At 61.2% G+C, this 14,635-nt stretch carries 11 protein-coding genes and 1 pseudogene; 3 read left to right on the top strand and 9 right to left on the bottom strand.

The window, feature by feature from the left end; all coding sequences use genetic code 11:
• The 3 genes from DEH80_RS13165 to DEH80_RS13155 form a co-directional block, all read right to left on the bottom strand.
• A partial coding sequence (locus tag DEH80_RS13165) for a helix-turn-helix domain-containing protein (protein WP_133249234.1) occupies positions 1-129 on the bottom strand: 129 nt, incomplete at its 3' end.
• Positions 130-393: 264 nt separating this feature from the next.
• A complete protein-coding gene (locus DEH80_RS13160; protein WP_109720959.1) occupies positions 394-870 on the bottom strand; it encodes a YybH family protein in 477 nt (158 codons plus the stop codon).
• Between the two features lie 93 nt (positions 871-963).
• Positions 964-1,770: an RNA polymerase sigma factor gene (locus DEH80_RS13155; RefSeq protein ID WP_109720958.1), complete on the bottom strand. Its 807-nt coding sequence runs from the start codon at positions 1,768-1,770 to the stop codon at positions 964-966.
• Between the two features lie 752 nt (positions 1,771-2,522).
• Here DEH80_RS13155 and DEH80_RS13145 point away from each other — a divergent pair.
• From DEH80_RS13145 to hrpA, 3 genes and pseudogenes are all read left to right on the top strand, one after another.
• Positions 2,523-3,122 carry a TetR/AcrR family transcriptional regulator gene (locus tag DEH80_RS13145; RefSeq protein ID WP_109720956.1) on the top strand — a complete coding sequence of 200 codons (600 nt, stop codon included), beginning with the start codon at positions 2,523-2,525 and terminating at the stop codon, positions 3,120-3,122.
• A gap of 3 nt (positions 3,123-3,125) precedes the next feature.
• A pseudogene (locus DEH80_RS13140) lies at positions 3,126-4,007 on the top strand (SDR family oxidoreductase).
• Positions 4,008-4,274: 267 nt separating this feature from the next.
• Positions 4,275-8,168 (top strand): ATP-dependent RNA helicase HrpA, encoded by a 3,894-nt coding sequence (hrpA, locus tag DEH80_RS13135; protein ID WP_109720955.1) that lies wholly within the window; start codon positions 4,275-4,277, stop codon positions 8,166-8,168.
• Positions 8,169-8,186: 18 nt separating this feature from the next.
• Here hrpA and DEH80_RS13130 read toward each other — a convergent pair whose 3' ends face one another.
• The 6 genes from DEH80_RS13130 to DEH80_RS13105 form a co-directional block, all read right to left on the bottom strand.
• Positions 8,187-8,588, bottom strand: a complete 402-nt coding sequence (locus DEH80_RS13130; protein ID WP_109720954.1) for a TlpA family protein disulfide reductase — start codon at positions 8,586-8,588, stop codon at positions 8,187-8,189.
• A gap of 96 nt (positions 8,589-8,684) precedes the next feature.
• Positions 8,685-10,802, bottom strand: coding sequence for a thrombospondin type 3 repeat-containing protein (locus DEH80_RS17445; RefSeq protein ID WP_207774597.1), 2,118 nt, complete (start codon positions 10,800-10,802; stop codon positions 8,685-8,687).
• A gap of 206 nt (positions 10,803-11,008) precedes the next feature.
• A complete protein-coding gene (locus tag DEH80_RS13120) occupies positions 11,009-12,181 on the bottom strand; it encodes an acyl-CoA dehydrogenase (RefSeq protein ID WP_109720953.1) in 1,173 nt (390 codons plus the stop codon).
• Positions 12,181-12,438: an acyl-CoA-binding protein gene (locus tag DEH80_RS13115; protein ID WP_109720952.1), complete on the bottom strand. Its 258-nt coding sequence runs from the start codon at positions 12,436-12,438 to the stop codon at positions 12,181-12,183. Before DEH80_RS13115 ends, DEH80_RS13120 begins: the two co-directional genes overlap by 1 nt.
• An 83-nt stretch (positions 12,439-12,521) precedes the next feature.
• Positions 12,522-13,808 (bottom strand): BamA/TamA family outer membrane protein, encoded by a 1,287-nt coding sequence (locus tag DEH80_RS13110; protein ID WP_109720951.1) that lies wholly within the window; start codon positions 13,806-13,808, stop codon positions 12,522-12,524.
• Positions 13,805-14,626, bottom strand: coding sequence for an alpha/beta fold hydrolase (locus DEH80_RS13105; RefSeq protein ID WP_165831465.1), 822 nt, complete (start codon positions 14,624-14,626; stop codon positions 13,805-13,807). Before DEH80_RS13105 ends, DEH80_RS13110 begins: the two co-directional genes overlap by 4 nt.
• Positions 14,627-14,635 lie beyond the last annotated feature (9 nt).

Here is a 14,635-nt window from a genome sequence, read left to right as displayed (position 1 = left end):
CTCACGAGAGATCGTTGAACGGTGACGGCCTAACAGGCGTGCGATCGAACTAAGCGTGGCGCCCTGGCCGTGCTGAATCATGATGGTCGCACGCTCTTCTGGACTCAGGTGATGGTAGCTGGATGACATGGCAACACTCTTTTTGGATGGTGTTGCACTTGTTTCCTGAGCCTACGCAGTGAAACCCCGAAATGGGCGGCGATCTTTTTTATCGTGTAGTCGCCTGTTGCGATGCCAGATTTGATCTCGTTTTCTCTCAAACTTGACGGGGACGTGCAAAAAAAGCGCAGGTTTATAGACTTTTTACCCGCCCTGTATGCGGCAACCGAATTTGACAGGTTACTCACGGTTGAAGGCATAAGCCTTCAACCGTGGTCCGCCCTCGGACTAAGATCATTCAGCAAGCAGGCGAGCCCCATAAGGATTGTCGATGACCATTTTCCAACTGCCATCAGCTTGAACCCTCAGAACTGCAACGGATAACCCAGCCTGCTCTATTTTAGTCCCGTCGGGTGCCGTACCTACCATCGACCAGGGCGCGATGTGAACCGCAGTGTCACCTGACACATAGACTTCGTGGCCACTGTAGGAGACTTCTGGTTTCGCAGCGGTCATCTGAGAAAATATCTGACGGGCAATCGAAGAGTCAGTGACGGACTGACCAGGCTCAAACATAATGGCGGCGCCATCTCTATAAGTGGACATGATGCCATCCACATCACCTTTCTCCAAGCTAGATGTCATGGCTTCCACGGTTGCAAGTATATTTTTTTCTTCTTCGGTCATTTTTCTTCCTTCTGAACTGTGAGCCGCGGCAGCGACAGAAGCAACACCAGCCACAATGGCTGAAGCGATCAATTCCTTAACCATCCCGAACCTCTCTTTCTATCAAAAAATAAATTACATCCACCTTCAATCCAAAAAATACCTTGCTCCGCTTTAGCACATATAAACTTCACTTCCTTATCCGCTGACGATATCAGCCAACATAACCCCCAAGTCTTCGGGGCAATTTAGCACAGGAATAGAACGTTGAAGAATTAAAGCGCGCAATGACTTTTCCACGGCCCTAGCCTGATTCATCACATCTTCGTAACTAGCTCCATAATTCTGAGCATAGACCAGACGTTCTTTATTTATGCGACCCAGATTGAGCGCTGCAGGCAAGCGACGAGGGCAAGAACATTTCGCGTTTTCGTTTGCGACTCCACAATGCGCCGATGTAAACGCAACAACCTGGCTTCTAGCGCGGGATAGGCGTTGACGAAAATTCACCTTGGAGATTGATAAAATCTCCGCTGCCTCAGAATGATCGAACTCGAACACATCACCCAGCACGTAGGCAATCCGATGCTTGAGATCAAGACACAATAACATTGCCATTGTGCAGGAAATCCGCAACTCACTGAGCAATAAGCCTTCTTCATCCGAGGGCGTGGGATCGCTTACCAAATCAGAATGCAAGTCTTCCCGAAACTCCTCAAAGCTTAAGCAAGCCCTTTTTACCTGCGCTTTCTTTTCATCGAGGAGATAGTTGACAGCAACTCTGTAGACCCATGTATCAAATGAGCTTCGACCTTCGAATGTGGACAATTTCGTGATAACCGTTATCAAGACTTCCTGCGTTGCTTCGAGAGCGTCATCCGGGTTCGCAAGCATCCGAATAGCCAGGCGATAAACCTTGTCTTGAACCTCCCGTACTACAGCCTCCAAAGCGACGGCGTCGCCATCCTTCGCGCCTTCAATCAGTACTCCAAGAGCATCATTCATATAACGCGGTATCCCATATTCTGTCGTTCCAATGGGTTAGACGGACCGACATGTCAATGTGTGACAAAGTGGCTTGCTGCGTCGGCCGGAGAAGCAGGTTGACAATAAATAAGAGACCGGTCTACTGTATGCAGCACAACCTCTCGTAGAACGCCGGATCAGGCCTAAGTGCACTCACAGTTACACGCCCCACCATCGTCCATCCTGGTTCCGTCACGGAGACGAATTTCTAGCGGCTCAAACAGACCGGCCGGGGGCAGCGCATTTTGACCCCCTTCGATGAGGACGCCAACGCAAAGCGCGCTGTCGGCTCGGTCGCCCAGGCCTCAACGGCCTATGCTCCGGCGCTGAGGTGCCGTTACCGCCCGACCGTTTCACAACGCAGACGTAATACCACCGAGTCACACATAACAACGGCGGCAACACAGTTCACCTCCCTTCGACTAGCCCTATTTAGCGATTCGTATCGACAACCGGTTAACTCCGATGAAGCATCCGCAAACAAATGGCATCGTCGAACGATGTAACAGGCGCGTTGCCCGTATTCTGGTCAACCATCAATTCAGTGACGAGCGGGACCTGGATCAGGCGCATGAACGAGAAGTCCGGCGATGCCATCGGCAATCCCCCCAAAAAAACGAGGCATAAGGCCTCAACCGCTCGCATAAATCGCCAGCAGTCGTAACAGACAGAAACATCCGCACAACCAGGCCTCGATCATCCGAGACCTGTCAACCTGAGGCAGCACCACGATGGCACGCATTAGAAACCAAGAGGCCTACCATGACACGCGCTCCAAATTACTGAATGTCGGCATGAATCTAATCCGAGCCGGTAGTTATGAGAGTGTCGGCATCAATGATGTACTAAGGGCAAGCGGCGTCCCCAAGGGTTCCTTCTATCACTATTTTCAGAGCAAAGAGGAATTTGGCCTCGAAGTAGCCAATCACTACCACGACCAGCAGCTACAGACCGCAAAGCATGTACTTCAGAACTCAACGCAGCCACCTTTCGAAAGACTGATCACCTTCTTCCGATTGGCCTACAAAGACTTCGAGGCCAGAGGGTTCTCTCATGGCTGTCTCATGTGCAACCTCTCTACGGAGCTCGCCGATCAGACTCCAGCTTTTCGGGCATTGCTCAAGAAGCATTGGCATGCACTCTGTACACAGATCGCCTCTTGTATTAAGGGGATGGATAAATCAGAACTCGGCCTTGAACACCTCAGCGATGCAGAGGCCGGTGATTGGCTCCTCAATTCTTGGAGCGGCGCGCTCACACGAATGAAAGCTGTCGGAAATGGCGAGCCGCTTCGACTTTTTGTCAAGACAACATTCAATGAGGTGATCTAGATTATGCCCACTCGAAAGAACATTCTTATTACAGGTGCCAGCCGAGGCATCGGACTTCTCGCCACCAAGGCACTAGCTGAACGCGGACATCACGTTTACGCCTCTATGCGCGAAGTTCGAGGCCATAACAAACCTATCGCAGAAGAGATCCAGAAATAGGCTAACGCAAATAACCTCTCAATCCAACCGATTGAGATGGATGTCACCGAAGACAGTTCGGTTGAAGAAGCAATTGAAGAGATTGAAAAACTGCGCCCACTCGATGTATTGGTGAATAACGCCGGCGTTATGCCCACCGGACTGACAGAAGCCTACACGATCGAACAAGCTCAACAATACTTTAATGTCAACCTGTTCGGCATTATGCGCACAAGCCGCGCGACACTTCCCTACATGCGACGAAGAAGGTCGGGGCTGCTCATCAACCTCAGTTCCGCGGCCGGCCGTTTCGCGATGCCGTTCTTTGGGATTTATTGCTCTAGCAAGTGGGCTATGGAGGCTTACTGCGAAGCTCTTCATTATGAGCTTGAACCTTTTGGCATCGAATCGGTTCTGATCGAGCCAAGTGGTCATGGCACCGATCTTGTGAAGACGGCCCCACCCCCAGCCGATAAGCATTGCGTCGACAGCTATGGGCTAATGGGTGAAGGGCGGGACCATCTACTTAATATGTTTCAGGCCATGTTCGAGCAAGGTAGTCCGGAAACTGACGCCAATAATGTCGCGACAAAAATTGTTGGGCTGGTAGAAGCCGCTGGACCCAGACCGATCCGCACCCAAGTCGGCCATGACATGGGTGTCAGATCAGTCAATGAAGCTGTCGCCCCTATTCAGGCTGATCTGATCACAGGATTAAAGCCCATCTACATGGGAGGGGCAGCTTAGGTCATACCGTACGTAAAACGCTTAGCGCAGCGTCATTCTTTAGGCTTTTACCCCGTTCTCGCGAACACTTCACTGAAGCTGGTGAAATCTCCAAGGCCATCGACAAGCAGAGGTAACGATCCGTCTTCTTGAGGTGCTATTCAAAGCCCGCTCTGACAGGTCCATTGGGTAGCCCAGGTTAGAGCGCCAGGACTGAGGCCCCGCTACTTACAGGTCACTAAACCAGTAAACTCCGGCCTCCCCCGACGCCCACTGCGTCCACACTGCATGTCCGAAAACGCTATAGCCATCGACTGGTCAACCGTCGAAACGCGCTCACGACACCGCCTGCAGCGTAAGCTGCGCCGGGCCAAAACGCCGGAAGCCCGCGCGGCCGCCACAGCGAAAATCCAGTCCTCGGCCGGAAAGGTGGCGGCGCGGGCCGCGGCCCGTCCCGTGATCCAGCTCATGCCTGGCCTGCCGGTGACCGAGCGGGCGGATGACATCCGCGCGGCCATTGCTGATCACCAGGTGGTGGTTGTCACCGGTGACACCGGCTCGGGCAAGACCACGCAGCTGCCCAAGATTCTGCTGGACATGGGCTATGGCGCTGCTGGTCTGATCGGCCACACCCAGCCGCGCAGGCTCGCGGCACGCAGCGTGGCGCAGCGTATCGCCGAGGAGGTCGGGCAGCGCACGGGCGAACTCGTTGGCTTCCAGACCCGCTTCGATGATGCGGTGTCGGACGCCACGCAGGTCAAGCTGATGACCGACGGCATTCTGCTGGCGGAGACGCGGCGCGACCGTTTTCTCAATCGGTACGAGGCGATCATTGTCGATGAGGCGCACGAACGCAGCCTCAACATCGACTTTCTGCTGGGCTATCTCAAGCGAATGCTGCCCAAGCGGCCTGATCTCAAGCTGATCATCACTTCGGCCACCATCGACCCGGAGCGACTGAGCAAGTTCTTCGACGACGCGCCCATCGTCGCGGTCGAGGGCCGCACCTACCCGGTCGAGATTCGCTACGACCCGCCCGACCGTGAAGACGACTTGCCGGAGGCAATCTGGCAGACGGCGCAGCAGCTCTGGCGTGAGGCGGCTGGCGACATCCTGGTGTTTCTGCCCGGCGAGCGCGACATTCGTGACGCCGACCAGCATCTGTCCCGGGCGTTGGCGCACAGCCGGTTCAGCGGGGCCGAGGTGTTGCCGCTGTACTCCCGGCTCACGCGCAGTGCCCAGGACGCTATTTTCAAGCCCAGCCGCGGCCGTCGGATCGTGCTGGCCACAAACGTCGCCGAAACCTCTCTGACCGTGCCCGGCATCCGCTACGTGATCGACAGTGGCTTGGCCCGGATCTCCCGCTACTCCACGGCGGCGCGCGTGCAACGCCTGCCCATCGAACCCGTCTCCCAGGCCAGCTGCCGACAGCGTGCAGGACGCTGCGGTCGCGTGTCCGAGGGCGTGTGTGTGCGCCTGTTCGAGGAGGATGATTTCAACAACCGGCCGGCCTTCACCGATCCGGAGATCCGCCGGACCAATCTCGCCAGCGTGTTGCTGACGATGGCCGACCTGCAGCTGGGCGAGATCGAGGCGTTTCCGTTCATTGATCCTCCGGAAGGTCGCTACGTGCGCGACGGCATTCGCCTGCTGCAAATGCTTGAAGCGATGGACGAACGTGGCCAGATCACCCGCCTCGGCCGACAGCTGGCACGGCTGCCACTGGACCCGCGCATCGGGCGCGCACTCATCGCCGGCCAACAGGCCGGGATCGCCCCCGTCGTGCGCATTCTGTGCGCCGGTCTGACCATTCAAGATCCGCGAGACCGGCCGGCTGACAAGCGCCAGGCTGCGGATGAGGCGCAGCGGGATTTTGCGGACAAGCAATCCGATTTCGTCAGCCTGCTCAAGCTCTGGGATGCCTTCCAGCAAGCCAAGCGCGATGAATCCGGCAATGGCGTCAAGCGCTGGTGCCACCGGCATTTCGTCAATTTCATGCGGATGCGCGAGTGGGAAGACCTGGCACGTCAGCTTCGCCAGATCGAACGCGACATGGGTTGGCCAGCGGCCGCCGCCACCGGCGCACAGGCCGAGGTCGATGTCGCGGGCTTGCACCGAGCCGTGCTCAGCGGCTTCATCGACCAAATCGGGGTCCACGATGAGCGCGGCGAGTATCTCGGTGCGCGCAACCGGCATTTCCGAATCTTTCCCGGATCCGGTGTCGCCAAGGCCTCGCCACGCTGGATCGTGGCAGGCGAGATTCTGGAAACATCCCGGCTTTACGCCCATCAGGTTGGCAAGGTCGAGCCCGAGTGGATCGAGCACGTCGGCCAGCACCTGCTCAGCCGCGAACAGTACGAGCCACGCTGGTCGGTGAAGTCCGGTCGGGTCGAGGCCAGCGAGCGTGTGCGGTTGTTTGGTCTGCCGCTGGCCGATGGCCGCAAGGTCGACTTCGGCCGCATTGACCCAGAGGTCGCCCGCGAGCTGTTCATCCGCGAGGCCCTGGTCCCGCACGCCCTGGTTCGACAGGGGCGCACAGAACCGGACTTTCTCGCGCATAACCGCGTGCTGGTGGAATCCATCGCCGAACAGGAAGCGCGGTTCCGGCGCCGCGATCTCATGGTGGATGAACTCACGCAGTTCGCGTTCTACGATGAGCGGCTGCCGCGTAATGTCTGCGACCGCGCCAGCCTGCTGCGCTGGCTGAAGCAACAGGACGATGCCAGCCTGCGCTTCGATGAAGCCACCCTGTTGCGCCACGCCGGCCTCAGTCTGCCCGAGCAGGACTACCCCGAAACCCTGGCCGTCGGCCAGACGCGGGTCACCCTGCACTACCGCTTCGAGCCCGGTCACCCGGAAGATGGCATCACCGCCCGCGTGCCGCTGCCGCTACTCAACCAGGTTGACCCGAACCAAGCCGAGTGGCTGGTCCCCGGCCTATTCGAAGAAGCCATCACCGAACGCCTTAAAGCCCTGCCTAAAGCCGTGCGCCGACAACTGGTGCCGGTACCGGACACTGCGCGAGTGCTGCGCGAGACACTGGACTTTGGCGAAGGCCGCTTCGAGGACCAGCTGCGCAAGGCGCTGCACCGCCGCCTGGGCCGCCCCTTGCCCGGTGACGTGTGGGCGGATTACCAGGCATCGACCCATTTGCGCATGCGCTTTGAGGTCCTGGGCGATGACGGCGCCATTCTGGCCGCTGGCCGCGATCTTGATGCGCTGCGGGACCAGCTGGGCGCACAGGCGCGCGAAGCCGTCCAGACGGTTCCGGATGATGGGATGGCACGCACTGGCCTAACGGCCTGGGACGTCGGTGATCTGCCCGATGTCGTCGAACTGGATCATGGCGGCCTGCAGTTCTCTGCCGTGCCGACGCTGGTGGACCGGGGCCAAAGCATCGACCTGGAATTGGTGGATGACCCGGACAAGGCCGCGCGCTGGCATCGCCAGGGCGTGATCCGCCTGCTGCGCCTAGCACTCGGCCAGCAGGCCCGCTTTCTTAAACGGGAACTGGACGACCTCAAGCTCTTGTCGGCCGCCAAGCTGCCCGAGCCACCGCCGGCCGCGCTGGCCCCCGCCGGTCTGGCCGAACGCCTGGAACGCGACCCTGAACCCGTGTTGTTTGCAGACCTGATGGAAACGCTGATCCACCAGCGCATGGATGCGGTGCCACGGCGCGAATCCGAATTCACAGCCTTGCTCGACACGGTGCGGAAACATGCGGTGGCCGATGGCCAGAGCATCTGGGCCGGCGCCCGGCCTGCGCTCAAACGCTGGGTGGCGCTGCGCAAGCGCCTGAGCCGCAACATCCCGCTGCCGTGGATGCCCGCCGTTAACGACATCCAGGATCAACTCGATCATCTGGTGTTCGCCGGCTGCCTGCGCTGTCTACCCGAGCCGCGCCACCTCGACCGCTATCTCAAGGCCATCGAAGCCCGCCTGGACAAGCTGCAGCAGGAAGACATCGCCCGCGACAAGACGCGGGCACAGCCGGTCCAGCGGTACTGGCGGCGCTACAAGGAACTGGCCGCCAAGGCAGCCCGTCGGGGCGAGCCCACCGAGGGGCTGGTGGCGTTTCGCTGGATGGTCGAGGAATTCCGCGTTCAGGTGTTTGCGCAGCCGCTGGGCACGGCCATTAAGGTCTCGGAGAAGCGACTGGATGCGGCGCTGGCCGCCCTGTAAGCACCGGATCTGAGCGGGTTAGGATGACTCGCTGGCCGCCAGTAAATCCTCCAATGCGCGCTGCATCTCGGCATCTTCCATCGTCACGTGCAGGGCACCTGCCTCCGTCCCATCCGGCTTGAGCAAGGCCACCCAGCCCGTCGCCCGATTCTCGCCATACAGCTTGGCAAAGCCCCGGGCCTTGGCCAGCGCCTTGCCCTCGGCGCGTCCCGCATCCGTGGTGTAGTCCACGCGAATGAACTCGATCCGGTCACCATACTGCTGCTGTAGGGCCGCCAGCCTCGGCTTCATCAGCTTGCAATTCAGGCACCAGTCGGCGTGGAACAGCACTGCGGCCGGCTTATCGGCGGCCTGAGACCCTGCCATGGGCCCGAGCGCCAGGACCAGGCCCAGCAGCAACATTTGCAGAAACGCTTTCATGATTTTGTCTCGACTGTCTGCCGGGAAATCCGGGCATCCTGGCCCAAAGCATAGCGGCGGCTCATGGCCGCCGCTATGGACTCAACGTGCTGCCGCCTAGCGACGCGACTGACGCCCCCGGAAGCCGGCCAGCATCAGCAGCAGCAAGGCCCCCAGAGGAATCGCACCGGAGGACCCACTCGGCGCGGTATCCACCGGGTCAGGTTCTTCCCCGCCCTGCTGTGGACCGCCTTCGCCAGTTGCGCCCTTTTCACAGACATCGCCCGTGCCGTCGGCATCGCCATCGGCCTGATCGGTGTTCGGCGTCACCGGACAGTTGTCGACGTCATCGGTCACGGTGTCGCCATCGCTGTCCTGCGGGCTGCCATCACCGACATCCGCCGTCAGCGCCGCCGTGCTGTCGCAGTAGACATACGGATCCGGGCTGGGTGCGTTGAGGAAGGTTTCGCTGTCCACCGCCACCGTGTCCCAGAACAGCTTGCGCGTGGCGATCAGCCCATTCTGGAATTCGCAGAAACCGGCATCCTTGCCAGGCACTTCCGCCTCGGCAATGCCCAGCAGGGCCAACGTATTCGCCACCACACCGGCCGCGTCCACGGGTGTGATCACACCCCAGCCCAGCTGCACCCAGGGCGCTGCATCATTGATCGGCACGGCAATGTCGGTCACACCCAGCGCCGGATCGTAGTCCGCCGAGCCCGGCACCCAGGCCGATTCTTCCAGCGCGCGACGCAGCTGCCAGTTGGAGAACGTCACCGGCTGGCCATTGAGAATACCGGCGGCCATCAGCGGACGCCCCTGGCCCACATAGGGACCACCCAGGTAGTTCAGTGCGCGCCGGGCCTCCAGCAGAATCTTCGAGGCCGTCCCCGCAGAGCGCGGCGTGGCAAAGCTGGTCCCACCAACCCCATCGTCATAGCCATCTTCACACTCGGCGCAGTACGGCAGCGTCTGTGTGAAATCGGCGATGAAGTCGGGGAAGGTCCCGGACAGCACCTGACGGCCGTTGGACGAGTCTCCCGGCTCGTTGGCCTGGGTTTCCTCGAAACCGGCAATGCCCACGCTCCACCAAGGACCACAGGTCGAATCCTGCAAGGCCGTCGAGGGCGTGTTGTCGCAGGCACCAAAATGCAGCTTGCCGAAGGCATAACTGCCCGTGAAGCTGTCGTTGAGGTGCCCAGTTCCCGGGATGCTGCCAATCGGCCCGTAGCTGGTCGTAATGATGTCGATGGCCGGATGCGTCATCGCAAAGGTCTCGGCGGCATCCGAGATGCCCTCGATGAACACGACCACAGCTTCGGGGTTGGCGAACAACACCGATGCCGATGTGCCGACGCCATGGGTATCGCCCTCGTCATCCGGCAGGAACGGACGCGTGCCCGGCCCAAAGGACTTGGCAATGACGTTGGTGCCCACGAACCAGACCATGTCGCAGGCCGCTGCCTGCTCCCAAAGCCCGCTATCGAGATCGGCCTGGTAGTCGGCCGCAAAATCGCCCGTGCGGGTCAGCTCAATGGCACAGTCGCCACCGATGCCGAAGTCGTCCAGTACCGGCAGGCTAACCGCGCTGGGCGCGGCATCGCTGTAGATCGGGCTGCCAGCATGGTAGAACGCATGGTAGGGGTTGACGCCCGAGTCGATCACGGCCACCACGGACCGCGGAACGTCGGTTAACGGCACATCGGCCGGCAGGCCGGTCGCGCCGCCAGCACCGCCGCCCGATCCACTGTCCAGCCCGATCAACTCGACCGTGCCCTCGTAGCTATTCGCAGCGACCAGGAACGGCAGGATGTAGACCGTGTAGTCGGTCGTCCCTGCCACGGCGGGGAATTCGGTGGACTCGGAGCCCGAAGCCGTCGCCGACGCGGCAATCTCGTTGCCGCCGGCATCATGCACATACAGGTCGTAGTCCCCCGTTTCATCGTCGAACTCGGCCGCTATGGACACGCGAATCTTCAGGTTGTCGTAGACCTCCAGGGCGTCACCGGGCAGCTCGACCGTGAGTGCGAACTCATCACAATCCACGGTATTGGCGAAGCAGACACCGCTGACGTTGGCGCCGGCGGGTGTGCTGCCGGCAAAGGTCAGTACCGGCGTGTCGATGGACAGCGTACCGCCAGCCGGCGTGGTGTCCGCAGCCTGTGCAGCACAGGCCCCAAGCGCCAGAACGCCGGCCACCAGGCCGCGTAGGGAATTCACAGAATGTTGTTGCATGGTTGTCACGTCCAAGAAAAAGATCTGCCCGATCCTTGGGTCAGTGCGTCGTCCGTGGTGTTTGACGATAAAGTGCGACAGGGGAGCAAATCCCATACCAACACCCTAGGCGGCTCCAACGCTGTACATACGCGTCAAGCCGATCAACGGCCGGACCGCCGCTGCGGGCGGTGCCGGCGCGTGGCAGGAGGTGGTGGTGCGACCGCCTAGAAGAACGCCTGGATGCCGGTCTGCGCCCGTCCGAGGATTAGCGCATGCACATCATGCGTCCCCTCGTAGGTATTCACCGTTTCCAGATTCATCAGATGGCGGATCACGTGGTACTCGTCGACAATGCCGTTTCCGCCGTGGATGTCCCGCGCCGCCCGGGCAATGTCCAGGGCCTTCCCCGTGGCATTGCGCTTGGCCAGCGAGATCATCTCCGGGCTGGCCTGACCGGCATCCAGTAGTCGCCCCAAACGCAGCGAGAGCTGCAGGCCCAGGGCAATCTCGGTTTGCATGTCGGCGAGCTTCTTCTGCACCAGCTGGGTGGCGGCCAGCGGCCGGCCAAACTGGGTCCGATCCAGTGCATATTGCCGTGCGGCCTTCCAGCAGGCCTCCGCCGCGCCCATCGCGCCCCAGCTAATGCCGTAACGTGCCTTGTTGAGGCAGGAGAACGGTCCTTTCAGCCCCTCGACCCCAGGCAACCGCGCCGCATCGTCGATGCGGACGCCATCGAGCACGATTTGCCCGGTCACCGACGCGCGCATGCTGAACTTGCCCTCGATCGTCGGTGTGCTCAGCCCATTGGCACCCCGTTCGACCAGAAACCCGCGGATGACATCCTCCGGGTCCTTGGCCCAGATCAGCAGCAGGTCGGCGATGGGTGCGTTGGTAATCCAGGTTTTGGCGCCATCCAGGCGCCAGCCACCGGCATCCGGCGTGGCGCGGGTTTTCATGCCACCCGGGTCGGAACCATGATCGGGTTCGGTCAGACCGAAGCAGCCCACAGCGGTGCCGGCGGCCAACGCCGGCAACCAACGCTGGCGCTGTTCCTGCGACCCGAAGGCATGAATCGGATACATCACCAGGCTGCTTTGCACCGACAACGCCGACCGGTAGCCCGAGTCCACCGCTTCGATCTCGCGTGCGGCCAAGCCGTAGGCGACGTGCGAGCCACCCGGGCACCCCGGTCCATCCAGCGACAGACCCAGCATGCCGAGCCCACCCATTTCGCGCAGGATTTCGCGATCAAACTCGCCGTGCCGAAACGCAGCGACAACCCGGGGCAGCAAGGCGCCCCGGGCGTAGTCGCGAACCGCGTCGCGCAGGGCGCGCTCGTCGGCCTCCAGCTGGTCGTCCAGACGGAGCGGGTCGCTCCAATCAAATGGGCTCGGCATTAGCCGAGCATGCTCTGGACCTTGTCGATGTACTGCTGCTTGGCCGTGTCGCTGTCCGTGCCCTTGAGCTTGGCCCAGGCGTCGTACTTGGCGCGACCCACCATATCCAGCATGCCCGGGCGCTTGCCCGACACATCCCCTTCGGCACCCTGCTTGTACAGGGCATAAAGGCTTAGCAAATCATCATTGCTGGGCCGCTCGGTCAGGGTTTTGATGTCCTTTTGCGCTTGTTCGAATGCCGCGTTGAGGTCGGACATGTCGCCTCCGTCAATGAATGTTGGAGCGGGATAATGGCATAGCCACCGGTGCCAGACACTGACCGCAGTGCCCGCCACCGGGGCTACAACTTACCGAAGAACGGCTCCGAGCCGCCCCGGGTCAGCGGCCAGGCGTAACCGATCTCCATGGTGAGGTTGACGAAGGTCTGGATGCGCCAGCGCAGCCCAATGCCCAGGTCCGCCTGGATGTGGCTGAGTGTCAGCTTGTCGAAATCGTCGTAAACCCGGCCGGCATCCATGACCAGCAATCCACGCACGGGCTTGTAGCCGAACAGCGGGCGCTGGTATTCCAGCGACAGCCGCCAGTAGACATCGCCCTCGAATTCGTCCTTGTCGAATCCGCGTAGATTGCCGCCGCCACCCAGGGCATGGGCGTCGAAGTTCCGGGGACCGCCATGATAAGACCCGGCATCGGCAACCACGCGCAGCGTCTGATGCGGGGTCTGACCCAGCGGAATGGCGCTGAATGATCGGATCGTGATGTCGATGTAATCGTAATCGGAGGCGATATCGGCGCTGGCGGCCTCGATGCGCCATCCAAAGCTGTAACCCGCCACGCTGTAGAGGCGGTCATCGAGTTGCTCGTACTGCCCCTGCAGGACCAGCGCGGTGGCCATGCCATTTTCGGCCGGCGCCTCGGCCCCACGCAGGGTTTCGTTCTGCCAGAGCAGCCCCCCACCCAGTCGCCAGCCCTGACTCCCACCCCCCGGCGTGAGTCGGCGTAGCGCCAGCACGCTGAACCGGGAGTAATCTTCCTTATAGCTAATGGTGTCGCCGCTGGGCGTGTCCTCCTCGATGGGCGTGATGTCGTGGGACACATCCAGGCCGAAATCAACCGACGACTCCAGGAAATACGGCGCAAAGTAATCGAACTCGAACTCCGTGGCATCGCCCCGATCTTCCTCCGCATTTTCCTGCCGAGAGATCAATGCCTCTACGTCGTGGTTCAAGCCGTTGACGTTGGACCAGTCCAGCTTGAAACCAAAGGCGAATTCGCGATCACTGTTGTAGTCCAGCCGCGGGTACGGCAGCAGGTACCACTTTTCGACCACGGTAAAGACCACGGCCACACCCTGGTCGACCGGTCGCAGATCGACGATCACCTGCTTGAACAAGCCCAGGTTGAGCAGCGCCTGCCGGCTGGCCTGGATGCGCTGGGGCTCCGCCGCCTCACCCACCGCGATGGTGAGCTCGCGCGCCATCACCCGCGGTTCGGTGATGGCATTGCCCTCGAATTCGATGGCCCGAATCTCCGGGTGGCGCTCGGGTAACGGCTCCAGCGGCGGCGCCACGGCCGCAACCACCAAGCCCGGCCAAACCATCAACAACCCGCGGAGGAACGCGGTCATCGGGCCATCGCCAGCTGCACAATGGCCTCGATCACGATGTCCGGCTGATCCCACAGGACAAAATGGCCGGCCTGCTCCAAGCGCTGAACTTGCAGGGTCTGCGATGGCCAGCGTGCCTCGGCAAAGTCTGCGGTCTGGGGCCAGACCAGGCGATCCTCCATCCCCTGGATCAGCACCACCGGCGTGGCGTCCGGTGTCCAATCGGCCCAGAGCGCCCGCAGCTCGTGCTGCAATGCAATCACCTCGGCATTGGCCCGCGCCAAGGGCTCGGGTAACAGCCAGCGGACAGGCGGCCACTGAGCGACACGATTAAACCAGCGCGGCGCCTCGGCCGCCGGGTCCAGCGATGCCGCGACGAGGACCACGCCTCGGACCAGTTCAGGGTGGTCACGCAGCAGCCGCAGGGCCAGCGAGCCACCCAAACTATGGCCGACCACCAGTAGCGGCCCCCGGTCTGCGTAGAGATTGGCCAGCCAATCGGCTTGGCGTTGCAGGCTGGTCTCCACCCCACCCGCCGCGCTATTGCCAAAGCCGGGCCGATCAATGGCGATGCGACGCAAGCCTGCAAGTGCCGGGGCATTCAGATAGTCCCCCCAGGCCTGCCAGCGGCCTGGCGTGCCGTGCAGCATCAGAACGGGCAGACTGGTTGCGGGGCCGACTTCGACCCAGTGCAGGGAGCGACCATTCACGGACTGCTGGAAGGTCTGCGCCGACGCTGCGATCTCGGCCGCGGGACCGGTCTCGTACGGAGGGGCCAGACAGGCCGACAGGCCAAGGCCCAGCAGCCACACCCCGAACACCGGGACGCCGCGTCGCAATCGAATGCG

Source organism: Abyssibacter profundi, assembly GCF_003151135.1.
Classification (GTDB): Bacteria; Pseudomonadota; Gammaproteobacteria; order Nevskiales; family OUC007; genus Abyssibacter; species Abyssibacter profundi.
This window is presented reverse-complemented; position numbering and strand designations above follow the sequence as displayed.

Excerpts from the sequence above, each read along its gene's own strand:
- DEH80_RS13160 (WP_109720959.1), bottom strand. The coding sequence starts at position 870 with ATGGTTAAGGAATTGATCGCTTCAGCCATTGTGGCTGGTGTTGCTTCT.
- DEH80_RS13155 (WP_109720958.1), bottom strand. The coding sequence starts at position 1,770 with ATGAATGATGCTCTTGGAGTACTGATTGAAGGCGCGAAGGATGGCGAC.
- DEH80_RS13145 (WP_109720956.1), top strand. The coding sequence starts at position 2,523 with ATGGCACGCATTAGAAACCAAGAGGCCTACCATGACACGCGCTCCAAA.
- hrpA (WP_109720955.1), top strand. The coding sequence starts at position 4,275 with ATGTCCGAAAACGCTATAGCCATCGACTGGTCAACCGTCGAAACGCGC.
- DEH80_RS13130 (WP_109720954.1), bottom strand. The coding sequence starts at position 8,588 with ATGAAAGCGTTTCTGCAAATGTTGCTGCTGGGCCTGGTCCTGGCGCTC.
- DEH80_RS17445 (WP_207774597.1), bottom strand. The coding sequence starts at position 10,802 with ATGCAACAACATTCTGTGAATTCCCTACGCGGCCTGGTGGCCGGCGTT.
- DEH80_RS13120 (WP_109720953.1), bottom strand. The coding sequence starts at position 12,181 with ATGCCGAGCCCATTTGATTGGAGCGACCCGCTCCGTCTGGACGACCAG.
- DEH80_RS13115 (WP_109720952.1), bottom strand. The coding sequence starts at position 12,438 with ATGTCCGACCTCAACGCGGCATTCGAACAAGCGCAAAAGGACATCAAA.
- DEH80_RS13110 (WP_109720951.1), bottom strand. The coding sequence starts at position 13,808 with ATGACCGCGTTCCTCCGCGGGTTGTTGATGGTTTGGCCGGGCTTGGTG.